At 57.1% G+C, this 20,100-nt stretch carries 20 protein-coding genes; 14 read left to right on the top strand and 6 right to left on the bottom strand.

The features are described from left to right. Positions 1-8: 8 nt before the first annotated feature. The 3 genes from ABD796_RS23515 to ABD796_RS23505 all read right to left on the bottom strand — a co-directional run bounded on the left by ABD796_RS23515 (position 9) and on the right by ABD796_RS23505 (position 2,588). On the bottom strand, positions 9-947 hold the full coding sequence (locus ABD796_RS23515) for an ArsR/SmtB family transcription factor (RefSeq protein ID WP_344912488.1): 939 nt from the start codon (positions 945-947) through the stop codon (positions 9-11). 213 nt (positions 948-1,160) lie between these two features. Continuing rightward, on the bottom strand, positions 1,161-1,706 hold the full coding sequence (locus ABD796_RS23510; protein WP_344912485.1) for a hypothetical protein: 546 nt from the start codon (positions 1,704-1,706) through the stop codon (positions 1,161-1,163). Positions 1,707-1,907: 201 nt separating this feature from the next. Beyond that, positions 1,908-2,588: a FadR/GntR family transcriptional regulator gene (locus ABD796_RS23505; protein ID WP_344912483.1), complete on the bottom strand. Its 681-nt coding sequence runs from the start codon at positions 2,586-2,588 to the stop codon at positions 1,908-1,910. 393 nt (positions 2,589-2,981) lie between these two features. On the opposite strand from ABD796_RS23505, the gene ABD796_RS23500 reads away from it, so the two are divergent. The 13 genes from ABD796_RS23500 to yqeK all read left to right on the top strand — a co-directional run bounded on the left by ABD796_RS23500 (position 2,982) and on the right by yqeK (position 16,237). Then, a complete protein-coding gene (locus tag ABD796_RS23500; protein WP_344912481.1) occupies positions 2,982-4,316 on the top strand; it encodes an ABC transporter substrate-binding protein in 1,335 nt (444 codons plus the stop codon). 100 nt (positions 4,317-4,416) lie between these two features. Continuing rightward, positions 4,417-5,289, top strand: a complete 873-nt coding sequence (locus ABD796_RS23495; RefSeq protein WP_344912479.1) for a carbohydrate ABC transporter permease — start codon at positions 4,417-4,419, stop codon at positions 5,287-5,289. Positions 5,290-5,309: 20 nt separating this feature from the next. Further along, a complete protein-coding gene (locus ABD796_RS23490; protein ID WP_344912477.1) occupies positions 5,310-6,131 on the top strand; it encodes a carbohydrate ABC transporter permease in 822 nt (273 codons plus the stop codon). A gap of 49 nt (positions 6,132-6,180) precedes the next feature. After that, the gene (locus ABD796_RS23485) at positions 6,181-6,861 is read left to right on the top strand and encodes a FadR/GntR family transcriptional regulator (protein WP_344912475.1); all 681 of its coding nucleotides are present in this window, start codon (positions 6,181-6,183) and stop codon (positions 6,859-6,861) included. Positions 6,862-7,187: 326 nt separating this feature from the next. Beyond that, positions 7,188-8,393 (top strand): threonine synthase, encoded by a 1,206-nt coding sequence (locus ABD796_RS23480; RefSeq protein WP_344912473.1) that lies wholly within the window; start codon positions 7,188-7,190, stop codon positions 8,391-8,393. 27 nt (positions 8,394-8,420) lie between these two features. Continuing rightward, positions 8,421-9,437 carry a Gfo/Idh/MocA family protein gene (locus ABD796_RS23475; protein ID WP_344912471.1) on the top strand — a complete coding sequence of 339 codons (1,017 nt, stop codon included), beginning with the start codon at positions 8,421-8,423 and terminating at the stop codon, positions 9,435-9,437. Beyond that, positions 9,434-10,168: an MBL fold metallo-hydrolase gene (locus ABD796_RS23470; protein WP_344912469.1), complete on the top strand. Its 735-nt coding sequence runs from the start codon at positions 9,434-9,436 to the stop codon at positions 10,166-10,168. Before ABD796_RS23475 ends, ABD796_RS23470 begins: the two co-directional genes overlap by 4 nt. 163 nt (positions 10,169-10,331) lie before the next feature. Further along, entirely contained in the window at positions 10,332-11,420 is a 1,089-nt protein-coding gene (locus ABD796_RS23465; RefSeq protein ID WP_344912467.1) for a succinylglutamate desuccinylase/aspartoacylase family protein, read from the top strand. Positions 11,421-11,437: 17 nt separating this feature from the next. Further along, positions 11,438-12,238, top strand: coding sequence for an SDR family NAD(P)-dependent oxidoreductase (locus ABD796_RS23460; RefSeq protein WP_344912465.1), 801 nt, complete (start codon positions 11,438-11,440; stop codon positions 12,236-12,238). Next, positions 12,232-13,197 carry an aldo/keto reductase gene (locus ABD796_RS23455; RefSeq protein WP_344912463.1) on the top strand — a complete coding sequence of 322 codons (966 nt, stop codon included), beginning with the start codon at positions 12,232-12,234 and terminating at the stop codon, positions 13,195-13,197. Before ABD796_RS23460 ends, ABD796_RS23455 begins: the two co-directional genes overlap by 7 nt. 164 nt (positions 13,198-13,361) lie before the next feature. Then, a complete protein-coding gene (locus ABD796_RS23450) occupies positions 13,362-15,002 on the top strand; it encodes a putative polysaccharide biosynthesis protein (protein WP_379116979.1) in 1,641 nt (546 codons plus the stop codon). Positions 15,003-15,267: 265 nt separating this feature from the next. Further along, positions 15,268-15,588 (top strand): hypothetical protein, encoded by a 321-nt coding sequence (locus tag ABD796_RS23445; RefSeq protein WP_344912459.1) that lies wholly within the window; start codon positions 15,268-15,270, stop codon positions 15,586-15,588. Positions 15,589-15,625: 37 nt separating this feature from the next. Continuing rightward, positions 15,626-16,237 carry a bis(5'-nucleosyl)-tetraphosphatase (symmetrical) YqeK gene (gene yqeK / locus ABD796_RS23440; RefSeq protein WP_344912457.1) on the top strand — a complete coding sequence of 204 codons (612 nt, stop codon included), beginning with the start codon at positions 15,626-15,628 and terminating at the stop codon, positions 16,235-16,237. 559 nt (positions 16,238-16,796) lie between these two features. Here the strand turns inward: yqeK and ABD796_RS23435 are convergent. The 3 genes from ABD796_RS23435 to ABD796_RS23425 form a co-directional block, all read right to left on the bottom strand. Next, positions 16,797-18,089 carry a DUF2515 family protein gene (locus tag ABD796_RS23435; protein ID WP_344912455.1) on the bottom strand — a complete coding sequence of 431 codons (1,293 nt, stop codon included), beginning with the start codon at positions 18,087-18,089 and terminating at the stop codon, positions 16,797-16,799. A 333-nt stretch (positions 18,090-18,422) separates the two neighbouring features. After that, on the bottom strand, positions 18,423-18,665 hold the full coding sequence (locus ABD796_RS23430; RefSeq protein ID WP_344912452.1) for a type II toxin-antitoxin system antitoxin: 243 nt from the start codon (positions 18,663-18,665) through the stop codon (positions 18,423-18,425). Positions 18,666-18,674: 9 nt separating this feature from the next. Then, positions 18,675-19,514 (bottom strand): SPFH domain-containing protein, encoded by an 840-nt coding sequence (locus ABD796_RS23425; RefSeq protein WP_344912450.1) that lies wholly within the window; start codon positions 19,512-19,514, stop codon positions 18,675-18,677. A 219-nt stretch (positions 19,515-19,733) separates the two neighbouring features. Here ABD796_RS23425 and ABD796_RS23420 point away from each other — a divergent pair, with 219 nt between their 5' ends. Then, positions 19,734-20,078 carry a thioredoxin family protein gene (locus ABD796_RS23420; protein ID WP_344912447.1) on the top strand — a complete coding sequence of 115 codons (345 nt, stop codon included), beginning with the start codon at positions 19,734-19,736 and terminating at the stop codon, positions 20,076-20,078. The last annotated feature ends 22 nt before the right edge of the window (positions 20,079-20,100 follow it).

Raw genomic sequence — 20,100 nt, 5'->3', positions numbered from 1 at the left:
TAGGCGGCTTAGCCGCCTTGGCTTTGATGCTGCTTGAAATCGAAGCGGACGAGCAGGTCCTGCTCGTAATTGCCGAAACGGCTCCCGAACAAGTTGAGGCCGCCGACGTTGACGGCATCAGGCTTGACGCCGATGCGCAGCTGGAATGCGGGAGCGTCATGCACACCGATCCGGGCGATCGTGACATCCGACACCTTTCTGCCGTCGATAAAGGAGCCTTTTTCATCGATGCGCCAGTTTTTGAGCAGCCCGTATTGGCTGTTTCGAACGCCCCACCAGGAAGGAGTCAGCAGACCCGGTTCTCCGCCAAAGTCGCCGGGGCTCAGGTAGGTGCCGATCTCGACGCCGTTGATCCATACGGTAATATCGGAGGGCCAGTCCGCGTTATGCATCGGAGCCTCCGAGCCGATTTCCATCGAGATTTCCAGCCGGGTCAGCCGGCCGCCGTACGGGACCTTGTTCGGAATCTGATATTGCAAATAGCCCTGGCGAAACCAGATCAGCTGCGCGCGGGCTTTGTCCGGCTCATAGAAACTGCGCGGCTCGTCCATATACCCGATGATGCTTTCCTCACTCGCCAGCCCGCAGGTCGGACGCACCTCGCAATCGGAATAAAGGCCGATCGGCATTTGCACATAGCGGACCGATTCCTCCGACTCCGTTTCGGTATGCTTCAGATCGACGATCAGCGAGTCGAAGCGGGCCGAGCATACTTTCTGGAAGCCGCGCGCGCCCGGCAGCAGCTCCGTCCGGATCAGATTGGCTTCCTCCAGCTTCTTGACGCTGACGGTGGCCGTCGAGGAGGGCAGTCCGAACATGTCGGCGATTTCATTCACGTTCATGCCCGTTTTCTGGATTTGTTTGAAAATGTGCAGTCGTGACTCGTTGGACAGTGCCTTGGCAATTTCCAAAAATTCGTCTAGGGAAACTTTAAGTACGCGGGACATGAAAACGCCCTTTCTGAACCAGGCTCGGTGTATGGTTGCGGAACATGAAATTCAAAAGACTCAACAAAAGCTGTTAATATTCAAAATTATTATAGTTATTGAAGGCGAAACCGTCAATTGCCTTTTACTCGATGCGTTCAGGCAGCAATCCAGAGGGTGAGACGGACGAAAAAAGGGCCGCGATGAAGGTCGCGGCCGTACTTCCGTGAATTGTTAACAGGCGGAAGCATCGATAAAACGCAGGTCGATCGAAAAGCGCATCCAGAACAATCCGTTCCACCGCCAGCCGCTGATCGAGTTAGGGCCGACGAAGGTTATGAACATCCAGTAGGCGTCCCCGTTGCGCTGCCAAATATAGGTGAAGCGAAAGCGGCAATGGGCGATCGCGCCAGGATCGAGCGCAAATGTGGACGTAAGCGGCTTAACCGGAATTTGCGCGGGGGGAGCCGTCAGGGGCGCCTGATCTCCGCCAACGCCCGGTCCGCCAAACCCGGGCCCACCAATACCGCCTGGCCCGCCGCCCGGTCCGCCAAACCCCGGACCACCGCCGCCTGGCCCGCCAAACCCCGGCCCACCGCCGCCGGGTCCGCCAATACTGCCTGGCCCGCCGCCGCCTGGCCCACCGATACCGCCGGGTCCGCCAATACTACCCGGTCCGCCAAAACCCTGCCCGCCAGTGCTGCCCGGCCCGCCAAATCCCCCCGGTCCACCGATAGGCGGGTATCCGTAGCTGCGATGTTCTTCATCCGGTATTTGCACATATTGTGCCGGAATATAAACCCACATGTCGTCAAACTCCCCTTCGTTGTAGAAGGGCGGCCAATTCTTCTACCGTGAACCGACGGCCCTTCAGCATCCGTTTCATACTAACCAATGTATGTAAACGAACGCCTATTGACACAACGTGCGACGAAGAAATGAGGGTTCTGCGGAAATCCGGGTTGCCCGTTGTCCGAATGCTCAGCGTCCTATCGCTTCCGGTGATTGTCCCGCCAGCTCCCTCAGAGCCAGCTTTGCCGCCGTGCTGTCGGACGAGCGCAGCGCCTGCAAGTACCGAACGCGCTGCTTGGCCCGCTCGTCGGCCTTCACGCCGGAGTGGGGGAGAGCTTGGCGGATGAACAGCTCCGCCAGCTTGCCCAGCGATTCATTGCCGAGCGTCCCTACGATGGCGATATGGAACTGCGCTTCCGCCTCGGCCGCTTGCGAGCCGGATTCATCCGCCTGTTGCGGTTGCGCCGCTGCGGCATGCCAACGCTCCAGTTCCTCTATAGGGAAAGCGCTTCCCCTCCTTACCCCTTCCTCAATCGCCGCCGCCTCCAGCAAATAGCGGATTTCTCGTAGCTCCTGCCTGCCTCCGCCGGACAAGCTTGCAGCGAAGGACAATTGCTCCAGCAGCGGGCTCAAACTGTTCGCGGACAGAAACGCTCCCTCGCCGTGGCGGATATCCAATATGCCGGCGCTTTCCAACGAGCGCAGCGCTTCGCGCAAGATCGCCCGGCTGACCTTCATAATCTGCGACAGCTCCCGCTCGGCCGGCAGCCGCTCGCCCGGGGCCAGCTTGTGCTCGATAATGTACTGCTTCAGGTTTTGGACGACCAGCTTGCTAAGGGTGTAACGTTCCGCTTTTTCAATCGGCTTCATAGGGTTGTCGAACTCCTTATTTCAATCTCAAATGGTCAGACCTCTCAACATTTACTCTATGCTATTTTACACGCGATGTCAACTTTAAAAGTTCGGAGAACCCGTCCTGCATCGCCCTTTAGGCAAGAAGTATCAAAGAACCGGGATACGTTAGGAAAAAAGGTTGAAAAATGGATTGACAGGTCTCGACTTTAACCACTATAGTAATACTTATCAACTGTACTATGGTCTAACCATTATTCACATTTTGGAGTTGGGCTTGGAACAGGATACAAGCAGGCGAAAGGAAGGAGGGTAACGGTTACGGTTTATTTTTTTAGCTAATGTAAAGGCTTACAGGTAAGTGGTATATAATGTAAACACAAGCACTCTATCACCGGGAGGGTCTAACTTATGAACAAGCGTATTGCAGCGGGAATGTCCTTCGTTCTTCTTGCCGGCCTTCTGTCCGCGTGCGGCGGCGGCGATTCCAAATCGTCTCCAAGCGGAGGAACGGGCGCAAGCGGCGGAACCGCGCCAAAAGAGAATGTCGAACTGACATGGTGGGTCGATACGAGAGAAGACGTACAGGCCATATACGAAGGCTACAAGGCTGAATTCGAGAAAGCCAATCCGAACGTTAAGATTAATATTGTCAAAACGCCGGACGATAAAATAAGCGAGCGCATCAGCATCGCCGTCAATACGAGCCAGCTTCCCGACGTGCAGCAAGGCTCGATTTTTTGGCCGTTGACCTATGCCAAAAAAGGACTGCTCGTTCCTCTCGACGAAGTAATCGACAAAGCGGACTTCGAAAACAGCTCGCTTCAGTCGGTTGCCGTCGACGGAAAAACGTACATTTACCCGAACAGCATGACCGCTTCGGGATTGCTGGTCAACCGCGATCTGTTCAAGGCCAAAAATGCCGAAAATCTGCTGCCGGCAGCAGGCGGAACGTGGACGTACGACCAGTTTTTACAGGCGGCCAAGGCGGTCAACGATCCATCTAAGCAAGTATACGGCTTCGGCATGTATGCCGGCGACAGCGGCGGCGACCAAGGCAACCATATGTTCCTGTGGGGCTTCGGGGCGAAAACATGGTCGGACGATAACACGAAGGCGGTGCTCAACTCGCCGGAAGGGATCGAAGGACTTGATTTTATGGTCAAAATGATCGACGAGGGCGTCGTTCCTCCGGGAGCGGCCGGCTTGAAGGCGGGGGCGGTCATCAACGAAATGTTCCTGCAGAGCAAAGTCGGCATGACCTTCGGCAGCGTCGGCAACGTAGGCGCCTTCACGAAAGCGTTCAACGACGGCAGCGCCAAGAAATTCGATGTCGATCTCGTCCCTTATCCGTCGAAGGACGGCAAATCGTCCAGCTCGGTGCTCTTCGGTTACGGCACGTGGGTATGGAATACGAAGAATGAGGCGAAAACAAAATGGTCGAAGGAATTCGTCAAATTCATCAACACCAAAGAAAACATGGAGAAGATGGCGAAGGCCTCGTCCGTCATCGTGACGCGCAAGTCGCTGTCCAAGACGTATGAGGAAAATTCGATTCAGGGCAAGACCATCAAGCTGTTCAAATACGCCGGCAATATCGGCGCGGCGATTCCCGGCTACACGGAAACGCGCAATGCGTTCTTCCCCGAACTGCAGGCCGCCTTTACGAAAAAGAAGACGTCCAAGCAGTCGTTGGACGATTGGGTGAAAAAGGCCAACGACATCGTAACGGCCGCCTCGAAGTAAACGTCCGGCCGTCCGCCGGATCGCAGCAACCCGGGAGCGACGGGCCCCTAAGAGGTCCGCCGCTTCCGGTCCAACATCTTGAGAATCGGAGGGGATGGGATTGTCTTCGAGGGTGTTAAAGGAGTTTTGGGGATACTTTTTCATCGCTCCGTTCCTGCTCGTTTTCCTGCTGTTTGAAGTATATCCGTTTTTTGACGCGATTTACTTGAGCCTGTTCGATTACGGAGTAGGGAGGAAGGAATGGGTCGGCTTGGGCAATTACGCGAGCCTATTCCAGGACGACGTGTTTTTGCGGGCCATGCTCAATACGTTTTTGTTTGTGATCGGCGTTGTGCCGATAGCGGTTGTCTTCTCCATCGTGGTGGCCAGTCTCGTCATTCACAAATCGGCGGGGGCGGCTTCGTTTTTCCGGGCAAGCTTCTACTTGCCGATCGTAACGTCGCAGGTGCTGCTCTCCATTACGTGGCTGTGGATTTACAATCCTGTCAGCGGCATTGCCAACTACGCCATGTCGCTATTCGGCGCAGGACCGGTCATGTGGCTCTCCGACTCCAGCGTGGCGCTGCCAGCGCTTATTGTCGTCGTCATAACATGGGTCGTCGGCCAGCCGATTATTTTGTACTTGGCTGCGCTCGGCAACATTCCTGCGAGCTTCTACGAGGCATCTTCCATCGACGGGGCTTCGCCGTGGCGGCAGTTTTGGAACATTACGCTGCCTCTGCTGAAGCCGACCACGTTGTATGTCATCGTCACGTCCACGATCGGAGCGTTCCAGACGTTCGTCGTCGTCCAGCTGCTCACGGGCGGGGGACCGAACTATGCGACAACGACGGTGATGTACCTGCTTTACGAGACGGCGTTCAAATACGGCAAGCTCGGTATGGCTTGCGCCATGGGTGTTATTTTGGCCGTTCTCATCTCGGTGTTTTCCGTCATTCAATTTAAATTTTTTAAAACTGATGTTGAATATTAATAGAGGGAGGAACTGTAGCGATGGCCGCGAAATTGTTTAAATGGGGATCGGATCTTGTGCTTTACGCCCTGGCAGCCTTTTTCCTGTTTCCCCTCTATTGGATGATAACAGGCTCGTTTAAGGACCAGTCGACGACCATCAAGATTCCGCCGGACTTTATTCCGCTTAATCCGACGCTTGTCAATTACACGCGTTTGATACAGGAAAGCGATATTTTTCGTTGGCTGTACAATACGATTTTCGTGGCAGGTTTGTCTACCGCGCTCGCGTGCCTGATAGCGACGATGGCCGGCTATGCGTTGACGAAGAAGCAGTTTACCGGGCGGGGACTTATTTTTGGCGGGGTTATCGTGACGATGCTCATTCCGAGACAGCTCGGCCTCGTGCCGATGTTTACGCTGATGCGCGATCTACATCTGGTCAATACGCTCGCCAGCGTTATTTTGCCCGTGCTCGCCTTGCCGTTCGGCGTGTTTCTGATGAAGCAGTTCAGCCAGACGGTGCCGGTGGACTTGCTGGAAGCGGGCAGAATCGACGGATGCAGCGAAATCCGGCTGTTTACGCACATTTTCCTGCCGGTGGTCAAGCCGGGGATCGGCGCTTTGGCGATTTTTATTTTTTCGTTTGCGTGGAACGACTATTTGTGGCAGCTTGTCATGCTGAGCGATTCGGCTAAAATGACGATCAACGTCGGCATTTCCACCTTGATCAGCGAATACGTGGCCAATTACGGAGCGCAGATGGCGGCGGCGACGCTTGGCTTTATCCCGATCTTCATCGTGTTCATGGTATTCCAGAAATATTTCGTCAAAGGCATTACCGTAGGAAGCGTGAAAGGGTAACGATTGCGCTTGCCCATACGTCATTTTGCCGGAAAGGAGGGAGACGACAGTGGAAATTCCCGAGAAAATGAATCTGTCCCATATTGTCAGCGACCGAATCAAAGGGTATATTTTGGATAACGAGCTGAAGGCCGGCGACAAGCTTCCGTCCGAGAAGCAGTTTATCGATTCGTTGGGCGTCAGCCGCACGGTCGTCCGCGAAGCATTGAAATCGATGGAGACGGTCGGTTTGATTAAAATCAAAACCGGCGACGGCATCTATGTCGACGGCTTGTCGCTGAAGCCGGTACTTGACCAAGTATCGTTCCGCTGGAAGAAGGACGAACGGCGGATGAAGGAGCTGTGGGCGACACGCCGCATATTGGAGTTGGGCGCCGTGGAGATGGCTATCGAGCGGTACGATCTGGAGGCGATCGCCTTGATGGAGGCCCGCAACCGGGATATGGCCGCTAAGATCGAGAAAGGCGAGCTGCCGATCGAAGAGGATTTGCAGTTTCACCGCGCGTTGTTCCGCGCAGGGGGCAACGATACGTTTTACGAACTGAGCGAGGTGCTGACCGACTTCTTCACGAGCATACGCGAGCTGCATTTCGGCAACGTGGAAGATACGAGAAAGTCGCTGATCGAGCACGTCAACATTATCCGGGCGATCCGGGACAAGGACATGGCGGCGGCGAAGCAGGAAATGGAGCGGCATCTGAAGCCGCTGAAGCGCCTGATGAAGGAATGAGCGTTTTGAGGAAAAAGGCCGATGAATCGATAACACGGGGACTCTATCGGGGTGCTCATCGTATGGATTCGCCGGCCCGCTGATCCGGTCAGAGCATGCATATTCGGAGAAAGCGGGTTTGCCCGTTGCGGCAAAAATCGGTTGAGCAGGTAATGGCATTTAACGTTACAGAAAGATTAACTTCGCTAAAGGGCGAAGTGCGGCTTTCTGTACCAAGAAAAGCAACCTCTAAAACTCGGATGCGCTTCATCGAAAAGGCTTCGATTCGAAGCTATTCTTACAAGGTCATACCATAGTATACTTTCGGATAAAGGAGTTGGAGACCGATGGAGGCGTACTGCTGGACTTGCGGACGAACGGTAACCGATCCGCGGCTGTATGCGTGCCCTGATGACGGGGGGATGCTGATGATCCGTTACCCGGATGTCCGCGCGGACGGATGGAAGGACGGCTCGCAGCCGGGCTTATGGCAATACGGCCGGCTGCTGCCGGACATTCCCGCGGAGCACCGGCTTTACCTCGGGGAGGGCGGCACGCCGTTAATCCGGAGCCGGAGAATTGCCAAGCGACTGAACGTCGGGGAGCTTTATTTCAAGCTGGAAGGGGCAAACCCGACCGGCTCCTACAAAGACCGGATCGCGGCGATCGGCGTATCGTGGGCGCTCGCGAACGGACGCCGGGCTTGCATCGGCACAACGTCCGGCAATGCCGGCGCGGCCTTCGCGGCCTATGCGGCCGCTGCGGGCTTGCCGTACCATCTGTTCGTGCTGGAGCATATGGCGGAAGCGAAGCTGGCGCAGGTGCTGGCGTACGGGGCAATGGTGCGCAAAGTAAAAGGCTTCGGCACCTATGCCGAGGTCGGCGACAAAGTGTTCGCCCGGATCGTCGAGGCCGTGCGGGAATACGACTGGGAATCGACGATCACGGCTTTCCGGTTCAACCCTTATGCGATGGAAGGAGTCAAGACGATTTCGTTCGAGCTGGCGGAGCAGTTGGGCGAAGCGCCGACGGCCGTCTACGCTCCAGCAGGCGGGGCGGGCTTGTACGTGGGGATATGGAAAGGCTTCGAGGAGCTCCACGGTCTGGGGGCGATCGCCCGCAAGCCGCAGATGGTCGCGGTCCAGTCGGAAGGCTGCTCGAACATCGTGCGGGCTTACGAGAACGGCGAGCGTACCCCGGCGCCGGGCGCTTCGACCTCGCTCATCTCCGGCTTGCAGGTGCCCAATCCGCCCGACGGTTCCGCGGCGCTGGACATCATGGCCCGGGGCGACGGCACGGCCCTTTCCGTCCCGGATGCGGACATCTGGGAAGCGCAGCGGATGCTGGCCGAGGAGGAAGGCGTCTTCTGCGAGCCTGCCGCGGCGACGGCGCTGGCGGGGTTGATCCGGCACGTCCGGGAGAAGGGCGGAGCCGGGGACGAGAGAGTCGTCTGCATCGTAAGCGGCACCGGCTTCAAGGACGGCAAACGGCTGCTCGATATGACGGCGGACAAACACGTACCGATGCTGGAAGCGGACCGGCTTGACGTGTAAACGGATAACGAAAAAGAGGTGGCGTTTATGACAACCATACGCTTGGCCTTAGTGGGGCTGGGCCGATTCGCCCAGGCTCACGCCCGGATATGGTCCCAGTTGCACGATGTCGAGATCGTCGCGCTTTGCGACAGCAACCCGAATGCCTTCGCCCCGTTCCTGCAATGGTTTCCGGAGGCTCGCTGCTATTCGGACTGGAAAGAAATGATCGACCAGGAGAAGCCCGACGCGCTCGACGTGCTGACGCCGGAGCATCTGCATGCCGGTCCGGTGCTGTACGCGCTTGCCGCCGGCGTTCACGTCTTCGTGGAGAAGCCGCTTGCGGCCACGCCGGAAGAAGCCGCCGTACTAGCGGACGCGGCCTTGAAGCGGGAGCGCGTACTAATGGTCGGCCATGTGCTGCGCTTCGACGTCCGCTACGCCGAGGCGAAGGCGCGCATCGCGCGGGGCGAGCTCGGGGCCATACGTTCCGTCTATGCGAAGCGCAATAACGGAAAAGCGTTTTTCCCGATCTACAACCGGATCTCTCCGGTATTCATATTGGGCATCCACGATATCGACATGATGCATTGGCTGATGGAGGACGACGTTGTCGAGGTGACGGCGGTCCGTACCGGCTCCGGGCACGAGACGGAGGATCTGATCTGGTCGATGCTGAAATTCAGCCGCGGCGGTCTCGGCATTTTGGAGAACAACTGGCTGCTGCCGTCCGGGGCCCCTTCTTTTATGGACGTGCGCACGGAAATTACCGGCGACGATGGCAGCATGACGATCCGCGATCCCGAGCGGGGGCTGGAGGTCATCGGAGGGACATCGGCGGAGTACCCGTCTTTTTTGTCGGGCTACGAAATTCACGGCAAGCAGGGGGGGCCGCTTTCCGACGAGCTGGCGCATTTCATCGCTTGCGTCAAGTCCGGCCGGCCTTCGGATATATTGCGCCCGCATGACGCCTGGAAGGCGGTGCGCGTTGCCTCGGCGATCCGCGAATCCGCCGTCCGGGGGCAGACGATCCGGTTAGAGGAAAGACAAGCGGTGGCCGAATGAGGCTGACGGATCGAGTAAGCGTCATTGGCGGCGGCGGGCTCGGCTACCGGCTTAGCAGCTTTTACGACTGCAACGTCTACGCGCTGGAGACGGGAGCGGAGACGATCGTTATCGACGCCGGCTCCGGCATCGAGCCGGAGCTCCTGTTCGGAAGGCTTGCGGAGCGGGGCGTCCGTCCGGAGCGGATCGGCAAGCTGCTGCTGACGCACGGCCATGCCGATCATGCCGGAGGCGCGGCGGAATGGAAGGCGCGGTACGGCGTACAGGTTATCGCGGCCGCTTCGACCTCGGTCATGGTCGAGAGCGGGGACGAGATCCGCACGTCGCTGGCCCAGGCGCGAGCAGCCGGCACGTACCCGGAGTGGTATCGCCTGGCTCCGTGTCCGATAGACCGGATCGTCCGGGTAGGCGAAGACATCCGCTCGGGCGATTTGACGCTGCGCATCGTCTCCGCCGCCGGCCACAGCTTCGATATGATCGCCGCCTATTGTCCGGAGCTGAAGGCGTTGTTTGCCGGCGATGCGGTATTTGCCGAAGGGAGGCTGGCGGTGATCGACACGCCGGACTTCTCGATGGACCGGTACCGGGAGACGATCGCCGGGCTGGCGCTGCTGGACGTCGAGCAGCTTTATCCGGGGCACGGCGAGGCGTTGACTCGCGATGGACGGGAGGCGATCCGGCTGGCGAACGACCGCTTCGTTCGGGGCTTGGAGCCGCTCAGCATCGTGTGAACGGGCGATGGCAAGCGCGGAGCATGGATCTTTACGGACGAATACCGGGAATGATCGATAGAACGATACATTCGTTCCGCTGCGGGCATAACGCTTCTTACGCAACCGCGAATCGGCAATTACCCGGGCGGACGACCGCCCGGCGGCAAAGGAGAATCCGAATATGGCTTTTCGCATGGACATAGACCGCTATGACGTCCGGGCTGCGGTGCCGGGGACGAAGCGAAGCTTCGAATTGAACGTCGATATCGGGACGGGCGTGCCGCTTACGCTGCCGGTGCTGCAGATCGACGGGGCAAAGCCCGGCAAGACGCTGCTCGTGCTGTCCGGCGTGCACGGCGACGAATACGAAGGCGTGGAGACGGTGCTCCGGCTCTACCGCGAGCTGGAGCCGGAGCGGCTGACCGGGTCGATCGTGCTCGTGCCGCAGGCGAATCCGCTCTCTTACCGCGGAGGAACGCGGACGTCGCCGGAGGATGGGCTTAACATGGCCCGCGTATTTCCCGGCCAGCTGGAAGGGATGCCGACCGAGCGAATCGCTTGGCAGCTGCACCACCGTTTTATCGCCAAGGCCGATTTTATGCTGGACCTGCACAGCGGCGGCACTCACTATGCCGTATCCACGCTTGTCGGGTATTATCATAATGATAGGACGGAGCTGGGGAGAAGGTGCCGGGAAGCCGCGGAGGCGTTCGGCATCGAATTGCTTTGGGCGCACGAATCGATCGCGCCGGGCCGGAGCGTCTCCTCGGCGCTCGAGCTGGGCGTGCCGTGGCTGTATACGGAGGCTTACGGCGGCCGGCGCATCCGCAGGGAAGACGCGGATGCGTTTCTGGAAGGGGCTTACCGGCTGCTGCGTCATTTGAGCATGCTGGCCCCGGATGCGCATCGCCCCTCAGAGGCTGCCGATCACGGCGGCGATGCCGGAGAAGAGACCGCGGCGGCTGCGGCTGCGGCGGATACCGGGCAGGGGCGGGGCATGCAGCCGGCGCTGCGCCGTATATACGGCGACGGCAATTTCGACGGCTCGGAAACGGCCGAGGCGGACGGCTTCTTCATACCCGGCGTGCCTTTGAGCTCCGCTGTGGAGGCCGGGACGGCGATCGGGGCGATATACGGCTTCGACGGCCAAGAGCTGCACCGCGTCGTGGCGGCCCGCGCCGGCGTTGTCGTCATGCTGCCCGGCACTCCGGCCGTACGCAAGAGCGAACCTTTATTTATGATCGCGCCGACGCAAAGCGAAATGAAGTGACGGGGGGACCAGAGGGTATGAATGTGATGCAGCTTTTCAGACTGGACGGCAAAGTCGCCGTCGTAACCGGAGGATCGGGTCTGTACGGTACCCACATCTCCGAGGCGCTGTGCGAGGCGGGGGCCACCGTGCTCATCGCCTCCCGCAACCGGGAGCAATGCGAACTCAAGGCCGCGGAGCTGCGCGAACGGGGGTATGCGGCGCACGGAGTGCGGCTCGATTTGAGCGACGAGGCCGACATCGGCCGGTTTGTTGCGGAAGCGGAGAGCGGGTACGGGGGCGTCGATGTGCTGATCAACAACTCCGTATCCCGCACAGGCCTGAACGATATCGAACAGACGACGGCCGAAGGCTGGCTGGCGGCCCAGCAGGTGAACGGGCTCGGGCTCATGCTGATGTCCAAGGCGGCGGTACGCTCGATGCGAGAGCGGGGCGGCGGCGCGATCGTCAATATCGGCTCGATTCAAGGGATATTGGGGCCGCATTTTCCGGTGTACGGCGATACCGGCATGAGCAGCGGCATCGAGTATACGTACGCCAAGTGGGGCATGGTCGGCATGACCAAATGGCTGGCCAATTATTACGGCAAGCACAACATTCGCGTCAACTGCATCAGTCCGGGCGGCTACAATCCTGTCGGAACGGACAACGAGATCCGCGCCGAGTCGTTCGTAAGCAATTATATCGAGCGGACTCCGCTCGGCCGCATGGCTGATGACTCGGATATTAAAGGAGCCGTCGTATATTTGGCCTCGGATGCGGCGAAATATGTGACCGGGCACAATCTGGTAGTCGATGGCGGGTGGAGCGCATGGTGACGACTGCAGCGCCTTTGCGCGGACCGGGAAGCCTGAAGCTGTCCAGGCTCATGCTCGGCACGGCCCAGCTCGGCATAACCGGCTACGGCATCGCCAACGGCAGCGGTCCGGCGGATGCCGACGCGCTGCTCGACCGCTGCGCGGCGCTCGGCATCAACTGCTTCGACACCGCCCTGGAGTACGGCGATGCGGAGCTGAAGCTGGGGCGTTATTTTGCCTCCAAGCCGGTCCCGTTCATCGTCTCGAAGCTGAAGGCGGAGCCGCTGCTGGACCGCGCCGAATTGGAGAAGCGAATCGCCGGACGGGTGGAAACGATACTGGAGCGGCTTGGGCTAAGTACCCTTCCGGCGTTGATGATCCACGACCCGGCCGTGCTGCTGGAGTATGGCGCGTCTGTGGCCGACATCTTGAGGCGGCTGCGCCGCGACGGCTTGATCGGTCGAGCGGGCCTTTCCTTCGGCGCCAACTCCGACGAGCAGTTCGCCTACTGCGGAGAGCTGATTCGCGACGATATATACGAAGTGTTCCAGCTGCCGCTCAACGTGCTGGACCGCCGGTCCATCGATGGCGGAGCGCTTGGACAGCTGCGCGCCGACGGCAAATGGGTGGTCGCCCGCAGCGTGTTTCTGCAAGGCTTGCTGCTGCGCTCCGCCGACGGCTTGGCCGAGCCCTTGGCCGGGCTTGCGCGCGACGCATTGGCCCGGCTCACCGCGATCGCCGACGAAGAAGGCATGTCCGTCGCCGAGCTGGCGATGGGCTATGTGCGGGACACCCCCGGCGTAGACGCGCTCGTCATCGGCGCGGAGAAGCCGGAGCAGCTCGACGACAACGTCCGGCTGTTGGCCGGTCCGGCCGTATCGGAGCGGGCTAGGGCGCGCATTGAGAGCGAATTCCGCCGCGTTCCCGAGCTGCTTGTGACCCCGGCCTTATGGGTTCGAGCAAATGCGACAAATCTGTAATACAATTGAAATCTGCTTTTCATCTTGTCTTAATCAAGCCCGTCTATAATAAAAGTCGACCCCCTTTTTGAATATATATAATGGAAAGGCCCGCAGCCCGTTGCTAGCGGGTCTCTTTTTTTGTCAGCGTATAAAGGGTGAGTTCGCCGGCAAATCGGTGTATAATGGAGCAGTTGTCATTATTCGCGGAAGAAGGTACGGACAATTTGTCGAAAGATTCGTTGGTAAAAGGTACGGTCATCTTGGCGGCTGCCGCCTTGATCGCCAGGGTGCTGGGAGCGGCGCAGCGCATTCCGCTCATTCATTTGCTGGACGATTCCGGTATGGCCACATTCTCCAATGCATTCAACATTTACATGATGCTGCTCGTCGTAGCGACGGCGGGCATCCCGAGCGCGCTCAGCAAGCTTGTGTCCGAGCGGACCGCGCTCGGGCAGTTTGACGAGGCTCGGCGCATCTACCGCGCTGCGGCTATGTTCGCCCTCAGTGCGGGCGTGCTGATGACCGTGCTGCTGTTCGTTGCAGCTCCATTCTATGAACGGTTGTCGGAGGTGCCCGCGGCCGCTCTCGCCACCCGGGCGCTCGCGCCGGCGCTGCTTCTGTTCCCGCTGATCGCCATTATGCGCGGGTACTTTCAAGGCCGCCAGAGGATGGCCCCGAACGGGATATCCCAAATCATCGAGCAGATCGTGCGGATCGTTGCCGCCATCCTGCTTGCTTACGTGCTTCTCGAGCTGGGCTGGGGCCACGATTGGGCAGTTGCCGGGGCATCGTTCGGAGGCGTCGTGGGCAGCGTCGGCGCGCTGCTGGTCATGCTGTATTACAGCTTCAAGCTGCGCCGCGAAGACCGGCGTACGGGCCAAGTCGGCAACCGCACGCCGACCGGGGCTATGAGCTACCGGGATATTTTCGGCAAGCTGTTTCGGGTATCCGTGCCGATCGTCCTGTTCTCGCTGGCCGTTCCGCTGATTAATGCGATCGACACGACGATTACGGTCGGTTTGCTGCAGCCGGGCGTAACCTACGAAGCCGCCGTCGACGCGCTCGGCGTGCTGGGCGGACGGGCCCAGTCGCTCGCGGGCATCCCGATTATTCTCGCGATCGCGCTCAGCCAGTCGACCGTACCGGTCATCTCGGCAGCTTATGCCAAGAAAGATTACGCCACCGTCAGCACGCAAGCGTCCAAAGCCTTGTACATCTCGGTCATTACGGGGCTGCCTATGGTACTGGCGATCTGCGCGGCCGCACGGCCAATCAACGTGTTCATGTTCACTAACGATACCGGCACCGGCACGATTGCGCTGCTGACGGCAAGCGCGATGTTCCAAATCGTCATGCAAACATCCGGGGCGGTGCTGATGGGGATCGGGCAGATGCGTCCTCTGATCGTCCATGTCGCCATCGGCATTGCCGTCAAGCTGGCATGCAGTTTCCTGCTCGCTCCGCTGTTCGGCATATACGGCATTATCGCCGGAACGGCGCTTTGCTTTATAGTCATGACCCAGTTGAACCTCGTCGTTCTGCGCAAGCATGTCAATTACACCATCATGGGCGGCAAATGGTTCGGACTGATTGTCACGGCAATCGTCGTCTATGCCGCCGGCTTCGCAGCCGAGCTGCTGACCCGCACGTATGTGCAGCCGTTCGGCAACTGGCTCGACCCGATGATCGGCGCGATTCTCGTCGGCGCGGTCGTTCTGGTCGCCTACATCGCGCTGCTCGCGCTGACGAAGGTTGTCACGGCCGAAGATGCGGGCCGGCTGCCTGCGCCGGTGCAGAAGGTGATGAGGCGGTTCCGGCGGTGAGGCACTGCCGCTTCCGGCCGAGTGAAGGACTTGATGTACAAGTGTAATACAATTGAAATATTTCTTTCATCTTCCCTTAATATGCAGCGCCTATAATAAAAGACGACCCCCTTTTTGAATATATAACTTGGAAGATCCGCGGCCCGTTGCTTGCGGATCTCTTTTTTTGTATAAAAAAGAATGGAGGAATGGTTGTCTCTCCGTCAAATAAACAGTATAGGGATATTTTAAGAATGACGTGGACTGGAGAAGGTTATGAGCGGGAGTGATTACCATCGAGAAAGCCGGCTTGTCAGATAAGGAATTGGCATTTTTGAAAAGATGGTCTTCGATCAGAAAAAAAGGAAGAGCAAGGTACATTGGCTCGCGAGGTTTTTTAATCGGGATTTTATTATTTGCAGTATGGTTCGTGATAACAATGATTGAGATAAATACATCCGAGTTTGAAAAGGCCCTTTACACCCAATATGTTTCGGCTTTTGTTAAAAAATGCGTTATTTGGTTTGTAAGTTATATGATTATAGGATGTGTGATAGCAAGCGGAATGTGGAAGCAAAAGGAAGAGAAAATGAACTACCTGTCTTGAGACCTTGAGGAACAATGATGCGGCGGGGGGTTGTTTTATGAAGTCAATCTATCATTCCCTTGTTATACATACTTTGTCTGGAAATGTGAGTGAAGACATCTATACCTTTTTAGTAAACAACAAATGTCCAAAGACAGCGGAGCATTGTATCCGGGTAGGAAAGGAAGCCGGAAGGATAGCTGCAAGGTTTGATGCAAATGTGGAAGCGGCTGAAATTGCTGGTTACTTGCATGATATCAGCGCGGTCTTCCCCAATAGTGCAAGGATTCAAGTTTCCCGTGAGCTAGGTATCGAAGTATTGCCTGAAGAAGAGGCTTACCCCATGATCATTCATCAGAAAATCTCGAAGGAAATGGCTCGGGATCTATTTCAAATTAGAGATCAGGACATTCTTAATGCAGTTGGTTGCCACACAACATTGAGGAAGAACTCTACAGGATTAGACAAGATTTTGTTTGTTGCAGATAAGATTGAATGGGACCAAGCCGATCAACCACCCTATTTGAATCAAATTACGCAACAACTTGATCAATCTTTGAATCATGCAGCCTTCGCATACATTCATTATTTGTGGGAACAACGAGACAACCTTCGCGTTGTTCATCCGTGGCTTAGAGACGCGTACTACGAATTGAAAGATTTGGTTTGACGCCCCTTGGTTTTCATGCAATAGGTAGTTTGAATAAAGCTTATTCGAAATAAATATTGGTGACACGTTTCCTCTATATGGTATTTTTTGTGATATACCAATGGGAGATGATCCAATGAATAATCTGTCGGTGCAAGTCGGGGGAGTCCTTTACAAGGAGAAACCGGACTGGAAACGGAAGCAGGGCGAATTGTTGGAATGCGTTCTGGAACACAGGATCGTTCGGGCGTAGTTGTTACGACTGTTTATATTGCTTTTGAAGTGAGCTACAAGGAAGGCACCTTAAAGAAAGACGATCATGAAATAGCCGACATTAGATTTTGGGATATGGCCGAGGTCGACGAATCGGACGAGATCATTGAATTAAGTAAAGAAATCGTACTGACATCATGGAAAACGAGAAATGGTCTCTATAGAGGAGATCAAATTAAAACGAATCATTCATACAGAATATACAACTTCTATGTGTCCAATCAATAAATGGAAGGGTAAGCGATCCATTTATGAATAGAACATGCAAGATTCGCAGCCCGTTGCTTGCGTATCTCTTTGTTGCGCATTAATCGAACATCAGTTCCCCGGCGAGCACGGCCAGCTCCAGTTTATTGAGAGCGAACGCATATTCATGGGTGATTTCGAACGAGAGGGGGGTACTCAGTCCGCTCATAAAACGGTAAGGGACGCTGCTGCCGGTGAACCAGTCGAAGCGCTCCGGCGGTTCGAAGGCGACATCGCGCCAAGCTTGCTCCAGCTTCGGGCTGTACAAGGGTACGGCGTCAGGCAGCAGCTTGCCGCCGTCCAGCTTCTCCGCGTATTTGGCCAGCGGGACGGATTTGTTCAAGGAGGCGAACAGATGCGGCCAGTAATCTGCACGCGATCCGGTATGCGAGCGGGAGGAGGCAAAAGACCGGGCGCCGGAGGTAACGGAAGGGACGGCGAACAGAAGCGCGTACAACCGCTTGCCGAACTCAATGCGCTCGCGGAGATCGGAGAAGTTCTCCAGAATCAGCCCGGCCAGCCGGTAATCCCCGGAAGGCGGAGCGGCTTCGGAGCCGTCCTGCTGCTTATCCGCAACGTACGGGAACACGACGATGTTCAGCTGAAGCAGCGCCTGGGCCTGGAAGGCCGGCGTTTCCAGCACGGTTCGGCGGAACCGCTCGTTTTGCACGATCCGTTTCTCGATATAGTGCTGCTCGTTGACAATAAGCGCAACCGTCAGCAGAGGTGACCGCCGCTCCCGCCAAAACTGCTCCCAGACGGGACGCATAAAGGCCGATACGTGAAAAGAGGGAAGCAGGTGGAACAGCGGCCGGCTGCGTCGCAGAGAAGCTTCATACAATAGAAGCTGGGGATAGGCGTCTTGGAAAATAAGCGAATTGGCGTTCTCCAGAAAGGCGAATATTGCTTCGGAGCGGGAACGGGCAAGCAGTCTCGACACGAGCTCTCCCTTCAAATCCGTCATGCTCCACCCGCCGTTGCGTGAGACGAGATGTGCGAGAAACGCCCAATGCAGCTCCGGCCTGCGCTCGTATAACCGCCAATACGCGGCCGTGCGGGTGACGTTATTGCGATTGTGCCGCGCGGTTTCGTCTCGAATCGCTTCGACGAGGGCGCGTTCCTCTGCGGTTAGCTTGGGCGCTTGGGCTCCCTGAAGCGTCCCTGCCGCTTGGCGCAGGCGGCTTACTTCCGCTCCCTCGATGTCCAGCGGCAAGGCCGTCTTGGACAGCTTCGCAGACAGCATCCACCCGGACAGCTTGCCGGACCAGTATCCGGCCACGTTGCCGGGAACCGCCTGCAGCCGCTTCCAGATCGCTCCCCATTGGTGCCGTTCTTTAGGGTTCGTTCCGTTCATCCGTCTTCCTCCCGCTTCAAGCCATTCGATTCGAAGAAGTCTGCGCCGCTTTCCTGCGTACCTGTTTTTGGAGGCTCCATCGGTTCGTCCCGTCTCCGATCAGGAGGCGGTTGCGGAGTCGCGAGCGCTGCTTGCTACAGTATATGGAATGGACGAATATTCCATGCGGTTTAGCGGAAGGAACCGCAAAGTGTCCGGATCGGGGGACGTGCAAGGGTGGAAACAGACCGTGTAACGACATAAAGGGGACTACGATAAAAAGCGCCGCCCTAAGGGCAAGCGCTAATAATGATTAGAGCAGGCGAGAGCGGACGAACCGTCTTCCGTCAGTGTTTATTCTTGACTAGAAGGAGGAGCTTCCGACCCGGCAGTCCCGTTTGCCGCATCACCGGCTTCCGGCTCCACGGAGCCCGGAGGCCGTCTTCCGCCGGGAAGGCGTCCGGCCCGGTAGGCGGAATCCCGCAGCAGGTATTCCAGATGCGCATTGACGCTGCGGAATTCGTCCGCCGCCCACCGCTCCAATATTTCATACAGCTTCGGATCGATGCGCAGCGGAAAGTTTTTTTTCGCCGACATGGGGCCTCGTCAGTAAAGCGAGCTGGTGTTGATAACCGGCTGCGCGGACCGGTCGGATACGATGGCAACCAGTAAATTGTTGATCATGGCGGCTTTGCGCTCCTGGTCGAGCGCCAGCCCGTCCTTCTCCAATTGGGCAATGGCCGATTGCACCATCGCAATAGCGCCTTCGACGATTTTCTCGCGGGCGGACAAGATAGCGGATGCTTGTTGACGTTGAAGCATGGCGCTGGCGATTTCCGTGGAATAGGCCAGATGCGTCAGTCGAGCTTCGATCACTTCGACTCCTGCGACGGACAAGCGGCTTTGCAACTCTTTGGCCAGCTCGGAGGCGACTTCCTCGGTATTGCCGCGCAGCGAGTAAACGGTGCCGTCCAGATTGTCGTACGGGTATTTGCTGGCCACATGGCGCAGCGCAGTTTCGCTTTGGATTTCGACGAATTGATCGTAATTTTCCACATCGAACAAAGCTTTGGCGGTGTCGACGACGCGGAATACGATAACGGCGGCGATCTCGATCGGATTGCCGTCGATGTCGTTCACCTTAAGCTTGACGCTGTTGAAGTTGCGGACACGCAGGGAAACTTTGCGCCGGCCGCTAAACGGCACGACGATCCAGAAGCCGCCTTCGCGAACCGTCCCCAAGTATTTGCCGAAAAACGTTACGACATTCGATTGGTTCGGCTGAATAACCGTAATCGAAGTAAGCAGCAGAAAGGCGACGATGGCCAGAGGGATGCCAAGCAGGAAAAGCTGCTGGACGAAGCTGTATAAGGCCAATGCAGTCAAGCCCAGAATAAGCACAAGCCCGATAAATCCGTTAAGGTGCCATGTTTGTTTTTCCTTCATTCCGCATCACTCCTTGAGTAGAATATGTTTGATGTTGTTTTGATATTCTTATGATATCACTTTTAGTAGTAAATGTAAAATGAAAATAATGGATCAGGTTTCGGTCGAAGATCGGTTGCAGTCCGGTCGCAGCGGATATTGACAATGTGCTTCCCTCGTGCTATAACAGGCTTTAAAACCGATCTCGGCCAAAGCGAGTTCGGACGGAGGTGCTGCATCATGGAACAAATTCGCACGGAGCAGGCATTTAATGAAACGATTCAGCAAGAGAAGCCGACCATTGCCGTATTCAAGACTACCTGGTGCAAAGACTGTCATTACATCGAACCGTTCATGCCCAGCGTGGAACAGGATTACGCCGATCGGCTGACGTTCGTCCAATTGGACCGAGACGAGCTTCCGGACTTGTGCGAAGCTTACAATATATTAGGCATTCCGAGCTTTCTCGGGTTCCGCAAAGGCGAGGAAATCGGTCGTTTCGTCAGCAAGTTGCGCAAAACCCGCGAAGAAATCGAGCAGTTTCTCGATCAGGTCGTGGAAGCGGGCAAAACGGCTTCCCGGTAAACCGGTCATTGGGCACAAGCGG

Origin of the sequence: Paenibacillus hodogayensis (genome assembly GCF_039536325.1) — a bacterium.
GTDB classification, from domain to species: Bacteria; Bacillota; Bacilli; order Paenibacillales; family NBRC-103111; genus Paenibacillus_AB; species Paenibacillus_AB hodogayensis.
Note: the sequence above shows the minus strand (reverse complement) of the source record. Positions and strands in the feature narration are given on the sequence as shown.

Excerpts from the sequence above, each read along its gene's own strand:
- ABD796_RS23470 (WP_344912469.1), top strand. The coding sequence starts at position 9,434 with ATGAGGCTGACGGATCGAGTAAGCGTCATTGGCGGCGGCGGGCTCGGC.
- ABD796_RS23460 (WP_344912465.1), top strand. The coding sequence starts at position 11,438 with ATGAATGTGATGCAGCTTTTCAGACTGGACGGCAAAGTCGCCGTCGTA.
- ABD796_RS23515 (WP_344912488.1), bottom strand. The coding sequence starts at position 947 with ATGTCCCGCGTACTTAAAGTTTCCCTAGACGAATTTTTGGAAATTGCC.
- ABD796_RS23425 (WP_344912450.1), bottom strand. The coding sequence starts at position 19,514 with ATGAAGGAAAAACAAACATGGCACCTTAACGGATTTATCGGGCTTGTG.
- ABD796_RS23420 (WP_344912447.1), top strand. The coding sequence starts at position 19,734 with ATGGAACAAATTCGCACGGAGCAGGCATTTAATGAAACGATTCAGCAA.
- ABD796_RS23505 (WP_344912483.1), bottom strand. The coding sequence starts at position 2,588 with ATGAAGCCGATTGAAAAAGCGGAACGTTACACCCTTAGCAAGCTGGTC.
- ABD796_RS23450 (WP_379116979.1), top strand. The coding sequence starts at position 13,362 with ATGGAGCAGTTGTCATTATTCGCGGAAGAAGGTACGGACAATTTGTCG.
- ABD796_RS23465 (WP_344912467.1), top strand. The coding sequence starts at position 10,332 with ATGGCTTTTCGCATGGACATAGACCGCTATGACGTCCGGGCTGCGGTG.
- ABD796_RS23455 (WP_344912463.1), top strand. The coding sequence starts at position 12,232 with ATGGTGACGACTGCAGCGCCTTTGCGCGGACCGGGAAGCCTGAAGCTG.
- ABD796_RS23475 (WP_344912471.1), top strand. The coding sequence starts at position 8,421 with ATGACAACCATACGCTTGGCCTTAGTGGGGCTGGGCCGATTCGCCCAG.
- ABD796_RS23435 (WP_344912455.1), bottom strand. The coding sequence starts at position 18,089 with ATGAACGGAACGAACCCTAAAGAACGGCACCAATGGGGAGCGATCTGG.
- ABD796_RS23490 (WP_344912477.1), top strand. The coding sequence starts at position 5,310 with ATGGCCGCGAAATTGTTTAAATGGGGATCGGATCTTGTGCTTTACGCC.
- ABD796_RS23500 (WP_344912481.1), top strand. The coding sequence starts at position 2,982 with ATGAACAAGCGTATTGCAGCGGGAATGTCCTTCGTTCTTCTTGCCGGC.
- ABD796_RS23480 (WP_344912473.1), top strand. The coding sequence starts at position 7,188 with ATGGAGGCGTACTGCTGGACTTGCGGACGAACGGTAACCGATCCGCGG.
- ABD796_RS23430 (WP_344912452.1), bottom strand. The coding sequence starts at position 18,665 with ATGTCGGCGAAAAAAAACTTTCCGCTGCGCATCGATCCGAAGCTGTAT.
- yqeK (WP_344912457.1), top strand. The coding sequence starts at position 15,626 with ATGAAGTCAATCTATCATTCCCTTGTTATACATACTTTGTCTGGAAAT.